Origin of the sequence: Streptomyces beijiangensis (genome assembly GCF_017315755.1) — a bacterium.
Taxonomy (GTDB): domain Bacteria; phylum Actinomycetota; class Actinomycetes; order Streptomycetales; family Streptomycetaceae; genus Streptomyces; species Streptomyces beijiangensis.
Window position 1 is genome coordinate 1 of record NZ_JAFLRJ010000447.1, and the last position, 7,543, is coordinate 7,543.

General features: G+C 70.5%; 10 protein-coding genes. 3 read left to right on the forward strand and 7 right to left on the reverse strand.

From position 1 onward, the window contains the following. The coding region (locus J0695_RS34090; protein WP_206968640.1) for a crotonase/enoyl-CoA hydratase family protein at positions 1–727 on the reverse strand (727 nt) is incomplete at its 3' end. Positions 728–779: 52 nt separating this feature from the next. Here J0695_RS34090 and J0695_RS34095 point away from each other — a divergent pair. Continuing rightward, positions 780–1,268, forward strand: coding sequence for a nuclear transport factor 2 family protein (locus J0695_RS34095; protein ID WP_206968641.1), 489 nt, complete (start codon positions 780–782; stop codon positions 1,266–1,268). 81 nt (positions 1,269–1,349) lie between these two features. Continuing rightward, positions 1,350–2,900, forward strand: a complete 1,551-nt coding sequence (gene lnt, locus J0695_RS34100; protein ID WP_206968642.1) for an apolipoprotein N-acyltransferase — start codon at positions 1,350–1,352, stop codon at positions 2,898–2,900. On the opposite strand, the gene J0695_RS34105 is transcribed toward lnt, so the two are convergent. Further along, complete coding sequence (locus J0695_RS34105; protein WP_206968643.1) at positions 2,824–3,729, reverse strand: Gfo/Idh/MocA family protein; 906 nt, start codon at positions 3,727–3,729, stop codon at positions 2,824–2,826. The two genes, lnt and J0695_RS34105, sit on opposite strands and share 77 nt — an antisense overlap. Before the next feature lie 209 nt (positions 3,730–3,938). Here J0695_RS34105 and J0695_RS34110 point away from each other — a divergent pair, with 209 nt between their 5' ends. After that, entirely contained in the window at positions 3,939–4,367 is a 429-nt protein-coding gene (locus J0695_RS34110) for a hypothetical protein (RefSeq protein WP_206968644.1), read from the forward strand. A gap of 14 nt (positions 4,368–4,381) precedes the next feature. Here J0695_RS34110 and J0695_RS34115 read toward each other — a convergent pair whose 3' ends face one another. From J0695_RS34115 to J0695_RS34135, 5 genes are all read right to left on the reverse strand, one after another. After that, positions 4,382–4,819: a hypothetical protein gene (locus J0695_RS34115; protein WP_206968648.1), complete on the reverse strand. Its 438-nt coding sequence runs from the start codon at positions 4,817–4,819 to the stop codon at positions 4,382–4,384. Between the two features lie 101 nt (positions 4,820–4,920). Further along, entirely contained in the window at positions 4,921–5,604 is a 684-nt protein-coding gene (gene ung, locus J0695_RS34120; protein ID WP_206968645.1) for a uracil-DNA glycosylase, read from the reverse strand. A gap of 111 nt (positions 5,605–5,715) precedes the next feature. After that, positions 5,716–6,474, reverse strand: coding sequence for an SDR family oxidoreductase (locus tag J0695_RS34125; protein WP_206968646.1), 759 nt, complete (start codon positions 6,472–6,474; stop codon positions 5,716–5,718). Between the two features lie 17 nt (positions 6,475–6,491). Next, a complete protein-coding gene (gene fabG, locus J0695_RS34130) occupies positions 6,492–7,253 on the reverse strand; it encodes a 3-oxoacyl-ACP reductase FabG (protein ID WP_206968647.1) in 762 nt (253 codons plus the stop codon). A gap of 145 nt (positions 7,254–7,398) precedes the next feature. After that, on the reverse strand, positions 7,399–7,543 hold a 145-nt coding region (locus J0695_RS34135; protein WP_206968649.1), incomplete at its 5' end, for a DUF3037 domain-containing protein.

Consider the following 7,543-nt stretch of genomic DNA (forward strand, 5'->3'; position numbering starts at 1 on the left):
CCGCGAACCGGGCCGCCCCCTCGCCCGCCTGCTCCAGCGATCTGCGGCCGTGCACCAGTTCGCCCGCCATCGCTTCCTCCTCGGACAGCCCCTCCTGTTCGAGGAGCGAGAGCCGGTCCCCGCGCAGACAGGACTGGGGGAAGGCCGCGATCGTGGCGGCGAGCTCCTCGGCGGCCTCCCTGGCGCCACCGTCAGGGACCACCCGGTTGGCCAGTCCGATGGCGTACGCCTCCGCCGCGTCGACCGCCCGCCCGGTGAGGACCATGTCCATGGCACGGCTCGCCCCGATGAGCCGTGGCAGCCGTACGGTCCCGCCGTCGATCAGCGGCACACCCCAGCGCCGGCAGAACACCCCGAACACCGCGGACTCCTCGGCCACCCGCAGATCGCACCAGAGCGCCAGCTCGAGCCCTCCGGCCACCGCATGACCCGCCACGGCCGCGACGACCGGTTTCGTCAGCCGCATCCGCGTCGGCCCCATCGGCCCGTCGCCCCCGTCCGTGACGTCGTTGCCGCGCGCGGTGCCCATCGCTTTGAGATCGGCGCCCGCACAGAACGTGCCGCCCTCGCCCCACAGCACCGCCACCGCGGCCTCCGAGTCCGCCTCGAACGCGCGGAACGCGTCCGCGAGTTGCCGGGCGGTGGGCCCGTCGACCGCGTTCCGCGCCTCGGGCCGGGCGAGCACGACGGTGGTGACGGGGCCCTTGCGTTCAATCCGTACAGACAATCTCCTGCACCCTCCTCTTGGCCTGACGGCCGCACTGCCCGACACTGAGCCGATGACGCAGCGCGTGGAACTCGCGACCGTGATGGACCGCCTCGACATCGACGAACTGATCACCGGATACGCGGTGGCGGTCGACGACGGCGACTGGGCGGCCTACCGCGGTCTGTTCACCCCGGCCGGCCGTGCCGACTACCGTACGTCCGGCGGAATCGAGGGGCCGGCGTCGGAGGTCGCCGACTGGCTCGCCGAAATGATGCAACTCTTCCCCGTGCGCCAGCACCTGATCTGCAACCGCCTGCTCCGCATCCAGGATCTGGGCGGCTACCCCGGTGACCGCGCCGAGCTCCAGGCCGACTATGTGAATCCGATGCGGCTGCGGTCGCCGGATGACGACGACGACCGGTCCACGGAGCCGAACTTCGAATCCGGCGGACGCTACGCGTTCAGTCTGCTGCGCACCGACGGCGGCTGGCGCGTCCACAAGGTCGTCGTCCACGAGAAGTGGCGGCGTACGACGGGGGCGCTCGCCGCGGCCGGCTGACGCGGTCGGCGTATTACCCACTGTCCATGATCGCGCCGCTCCCCCACACTGAAGAGGAGCACACGGAGAGGGAGGCGCGGGATGCAGAGGTTCTTGGTCTCGTCCTGGTGGCGCGGTGCGCTCGCACTGCTGGCCGGGGCGCTGCCCGCGCTCGCCTTTCCCGCGCCGTCGCTGTGGTGGTTCGCGTACGTCGCCCTGGTGCCCTGGATGCTGCTGATCCGCTGCGCGCCCACGGCCCGGCGGGCGGCGCTGGACGGATGGCTCGGCGGCACCGGCTTCATGATCGCCGTACATCACTGGCTGATGCCGAGCCTCACGGTCTTCATCGTCGTCCTCGCGGCCCTGCTCGGCCTGCTGTGGGCGCCCTGGGGCTGGCTGGTACGGCACATGCTCGGGGGCGCGCCCGCGCCGGGCCGGGTCGCCGCCTCGCTGGTCGTCGTCCCCTCCGGGTGGCTGATGGCGGAACTGGTCAGGTCCTGGCAAGGCTTGGGCGGCCCCTGGGGGATGCTCGGCTCCAGCCAGTGGGACCTCGCCCCTGCCCTGCGCCTCGCGTCGGTCGGCGGGGTGTGGCTGGTGAGTCTGCTGGTGGTGGCGGTGAACACGGGGGTCCTCGCGCTGCTGGTCGCGCAGTCCGCCCGTACGGCCGCTGTGGCCGGGATCGTCGGGTGCGCGCTGATCACCACGGCTGTCTGGGTCTGGGCCCCGCGGCCCGAGGAGAGCGGCCGGACGCGGATCGCCGTGGTCCAGCCGGGCGTTGTCGCGACTCCGCAGGCGCGGTTCGACCGCGAGGAGGCGCTCACCCGCCGGCTGGCCGGGCAGGATGTCGATCTGGTGGTGTGGGGCGAGAGCAGCGTCGGTGAGGACCTCGCGGCCCGCCCCGATCTGGCCGCCCGTATCGCCGCGCTCTCCCGGCAGCTCGGTGCGGACATCCTGGTCAACGTGGATGCCAGGCGCTCCGACAAGCCCGGCATCTTCAAGAGCTCGGTGCTGGTCGGTCCGGCCGGGCCGACGGGCGACCGTTACGACAAGATGCGGCTCGTCCCCTTCGGCGAGTACATCCCGGCCCGCTCGCTCCTCGGCTGGGCGACCTCGGTCGGCAAGGCCGCCGGGGAGGACCGGCAGCGCGGGACCCGCCAGGTGGTCATGACGCTCCCCGACGGGCTGCGTCTCGGGCCGCTGGTCTGCTTCGAGTCGGCCTTCCCGGACATGACCCGGCATCTGACCCAGGACGGCGCGCAGCTGCTGATCGCCCAGTCGGCGACCTCGTCCTTCCAGCACAGCTGGGCGCCCGAGCAGCACGCCTCGCTCTCCGCGCTGCGGGCGGCGGAGACGGGCCGGCCGATGGTGCACGCCACGCTCACCGGTGTGAGTGCGGTGTACGGGCCCGACGGGCGCAGGGCCGGGCCCTGGCTGGGCACGGACCGCGACACGTCTCAGGTCTACGACATCCCGCTGGCGCACGGCACGACGCTCTACGTGCGGTTCGGCGACTGGGCGGTGCACGGCGCGGTGGCGGTGCTCGCCCTGTTCTGCGCGATCACCGCCGTGCGCTCGTTCAGGCGGCCTGTTCCAGAGCCTGTAGCACCACTCGCTCGCACAGCTCGTGAGTCAGCAGTGCGTCCTGGGCGCTGAGCACCTTTCCTGCCCGTACGGCTTCGAGGAACGACAGCACGCTCTGCTCGATGCCGCGCTGCCTGGCCACCGGCACCCAGTCGCCGCGCCGGCGCACGGTCGGCTGGCCCTTGTGGTCCACGACTTCGGCGAGGTTGACGACCTGGCGCTTGGTGTCCTGTCCCGAGACTTCGAGGATCTCCTCGGTGGAACCGTTCATCCGGTTCATGGTGCCGATCGCGGTGAAGCCGTCGCCGGAGAGCTGGAGCACCACGTGGTGCATCAGGCCCTCGACGATCCGCGCCCTGACGTCGATGTGCTCGACCTGACCGGGCACCAGGAAGCGCAGCGTGTCCACGACATGGATGAAGTCGTCGAGCACCAGGGTGCGCGGGTCCTCGGGGAGGCCGACGCGGTTCTTCTGCATCAGGATCAGCTCGCGCGGGTGCTCGGCGCACTGCGCGTAGCCGGGGGCGAGCCGGCGGTTGAAGCCGACTGCCAGGCTGGTGGAGGTCTCTTCGGCGAGGCGTACCAGCTGCTGGGACGCCTCGAGCTCGTACGCGAGGGGCTTGTCGACGTAGGTGGCCACACCCGCCTGGAGCAGCCGGGTGACGATCTCGGGGTGCACGGAGGTCGGCGCGTGCACGAACGCGGCGTCGAGGCCCTGCGCGAGCAGGGTGTCGAGGTCGGTGTGGCACTGCGCCGCGGGGATCCGATGGGTCTCGGCGACCTTGGCGAGGGTGGCGGGGGTGCGGGTCTGCAGATGCAGTTCGATCCCCGGCAGGGTGGTCAGTACGGGCAGATAGGCCTTCTGCGCGATGGCCCCGAGTCCGATGCAGCCGACCTTCACAGGGGTCTCCCTCAATGCTGTGTGCTGTCCTGATGCTGTACCTGGGCAGGATACGTGCGGTTGGAGGTCCCGCCTGCGATCCGCCTGCGATCGAGTTGCGGACGGGCTGCGGACGGGCTGCGGAGCGCTCGCTGGACGACGTCACCCGTCCGGGCCATTCTTCGCCCGCTCACTCCCCAATGAGCTGCCGAGGCAGCAAAGTTGCGCGCGTGCACCAGACGAAGATCACAGCAACCATCCTGGTCGGCATGGCCGTCTCGGCCGTTTCCGGCTGTATGGCTGTCGCGCCCCCTCCCGCCCCCGTACCGTCTCCTCGGCCGACGCCTTCACAGTCCGCCGCGTACACGGAGCCGCTGCTCGTGCAGGCTCCCGCGATCGAAGCCCTGGAGGCCATCGCGCCGCCGAAGACCGCGGACCCCGCCCCGTCGGCGCCCGCCGCGCCCCGCGTACGGCACGTCGAGCGGCCCGCCGAGCCCCGGTCCCGGCCCGCCGCGCAGCACCGGAAGCCGCCCGTGCCGCACACCGAACCGGTCGTCCCCCTGACCCCGTCCGACGTCTGCGCACTCGGCCAGAGCTACGGCGGCTGGCAGCCGGACAGCCCCCAGGCCCGTATCTGCCGCCAGACGTACGGCCGCTGACCGGCAGGCGCCGGTCAGCTCTCCCCCAGCCGCCACTCCAACCGGTCGATCGCCGCGCGGACCCCGTCCCCGTACCCGTCGTCGGCGAGCGCGTCCGACGCGGTCCGCGCGCGGGTCAGATGGTTCCGCGCGGCATCGCGGCGCTCCAGCTTCAGATAGTCGGCGGCCAGGTTGAGATGAAGTGACGGATAGAAACCCCGTACCGCGAGGCCGGCGTGGTGCCGGTCGACCCGCTGGTCGTCCAGACCGTCCGCCGCGGACAACGCCCGCAGATCCCAGAGCAGTTCGTCCTCAGGATCGTCCTGGGTGTCCGCCATGTAGTGGGCGAGGGTGCAGCGGTGGAGGGCGTCGCCGTCCTCACCGATCTCCGCCCACAGCGCACCGAACCGATTGCGCGCCTCTTCCCGGTCACCTCCGTGGAGCAGCATCATCACCTGCCCGATCCTGGCCATGACCGCGTCTGCCGACGCCTCCTGCTGCTGCTCCGTCACTGCCGGCTCCTTCTCGTCCGTCCCGTGGTGCAGACGCTAGCCGCCGCCACTGACAATCCGGCTCAGCCCAGGTCCGGGATCCGCCAGTCGATGGCCTCGTGCCCCTGGGCCGCGACCGCCTCGTCGATCTGTGTGAAGGGGTGCGACCCGAAGAACTTCTTCGCGGAGAGCGGCGAGGGGTGCGCCCCCTTGACCACGATGTGGCGCTCCTCGTCGATCAGCGGCAGCTTCTTCTGCGCGTAGTTCCCCCAGAGGACGAAGACCACGGGGTCGGGGCGCGCGTCCACCGCGCGGATCACCGCATCGGTGAACTTCTCCCAGCCCTTGCCCTTGTGGGAGTTGGCCTCCGAGGCCCGCACCGTCAGAACGGCGTTGAGCAGCAGCACACCCTGCTCGGCCCACGGCATCAGATAGCCGTTGTCCGGCACCGGATGGCCGAGCTCCTCCTTCATCTCCTTGTAGATGTTGCGCAAGGAGGGCGGGGTCTTCACCCCGGGACGCACCGAGAAGCACAGACCGTGCCCCTGTCCCTCGCCGTGGTACGGGTCCTGACCGAGGACCAGCACTTTCACCCGATCGTACGGCGTGGCGTCCAGCGCGGCGAAGACCTCGTCGCGCGGCGGGTACACCGGCCCCTTGGCCCGCTCGTCCTCGACGAACTCGGTCAGCTCCTTGAAGTACGGCTTCTGCAGCTCGTCTCCGAGGACGCCGCGCCAGGACTCGGGCAGCATGTCGGTGTCGGTCACGTCAACAACCTCCGGTATTCGTTCCGTTCTCGAGAACAGAACTTACCCGCGACCACTGACAGCGGCCCCGGGCGATCGGATCGCCCGGGGCCGTGCACAGCGAGCGACCGGTCAGTGGACCCCGGCGTTGAGGAAGATGCCGCCGTCGACGACCAGCGTCTGCCCGGTGACCCAGGCCGACTGGTCCGAGGTCAGGAACGCGGCCGCGCCCCCGATGTCCTCGGGCACGCCGAGCCGGCCCAGCGGGTAGGCCGCTGCGGCCTCCGCCTCACGGCCCTCGTACAGCGCCTGGGCGAACTTGGTCTTCACCACGGCCGGCGCGATGGCGTTGACCCGTACGACCGGTGCGAACTCGTGCGCCAGCTGGACCGTCAGATTGACCATCGCCGCCTTGCTCATGCCGTACGCACCGATGAACGGCGACGGCGAGAGCCCGGCGACCGACGCGATGTTGACGATCGCCCCGCCGTTCTCCTTCTGCCACGCCTTCCACGTCTGCTGCGCGAAGCCCAGCGCCGAGATCACGTTGGTCTCGAACACCTTGCGCGCGACATTCAGGTCGAGGTCGGCCATCGGTCCGAACACCGGGTTCGTACCGGCGTTGTTGACCAGGAAGTCGACGCGCCCGAACGCCTCCATGGTGCGCGCGACCGCGACCGCCTGGTGCTCGACGTCGTGGGCCTTGCCCGCGACACCGATCACCCGGTCGCTGCCGAGCTTCTCGACGGCCTCCTTGAGGGCGTCCTCATTGCGTCCTGTGATGCAGACGCGGTCGCCGCGGGCCACGAGCGCCTCGGCGATCCCATATCCGATACCGCGGCTCGCGCCCGTGATCAGCGCGGTCTTTCCACTGTCCTGTACCGCAGTCATGTCGGCCCTCTCCCGATTCAGTTGAGCGGTCCGCCGGCGACGTACATGACCTGGCCGGAGACGAAGCCGGCGTCCTCGCCCGTGAAGAAGGCGATGGCGTTGGCGATGTCCTCGGGGCGCCCGACGCGCTGCACCGGGATCTGGGTGGCGGCCGCGGCCTGGAACTCCTCGAAGCCCATGCCGATCCGCTCCGCGGTCTGCGCGGTCATCTCGGTGACGATGAAACCGGGGGCGACGGCGTTGGCGGTGACGCCGAACTTGCCGAGCTCCTTGGCGAGGGTCTTGGTGAAGCCCTGCAGACCGGCCTTGACGGCCGAGTAGTTGGCCTGGCCCCTGTTGCCCAGCGCGGAGCTGGAGGAGAGCGAGACGATCCGGCCGAACTTGGCGTCCACCATGTGCTTCTGGACAGCCTTGGCCATCAGGAACGCGCCCTTGAGGTGCACGTTCATCACGAGGTCCCAGTCGGACTCGCTCATCTTGAAGAGCAGGTTGTCGCGGAGCACACCGGCGTTGTTGACGAGGATCGTCGGCGCGCCGAGCTCGGTGACGACGCGCGCGACGGCAGCCTCGACCTGGGCGCTGTCGGAGACGTCGCAGCTGACGGCGATGGCCTTGCCGCCGGCCGCGGTGATCTTCTCGACCGTGTCCTTGCAGGCCGCCTCGTCGAGGTCGAGTACGGCTACGGCACGGCCCTCCGCCGCCAGTCGTACGGCGGTGGCGGCGCCAATGCCGCGCGCCGCCCCGGTCACGATGGCAACGCGCTGCTCGGTGGTGGACATCCTTGGTTCTCCTCGCCCTTGGATCGCGGCTCTCGATCACTGAGCAACCGCTTAGTATTCCGCATTCGAGACGCTAGAAGGCCGGACACCCTGTGTCAACGGCCCAAGGGATCAACAGCGAACATCACACCCGGCAACAGGCGCCTCAGTGCACCAGCAGCCGGAGCAGCCGCTCCAGCTCCGCCTCCGGGTCAAGGGTCAGCCCGGTGTGCACAGGTCCCGGCTGTACGACCGTCGAGCGCGGCGCGATCAGCCACCGGAACCGGCGGCCGGGGTCGTACCCCGACGCC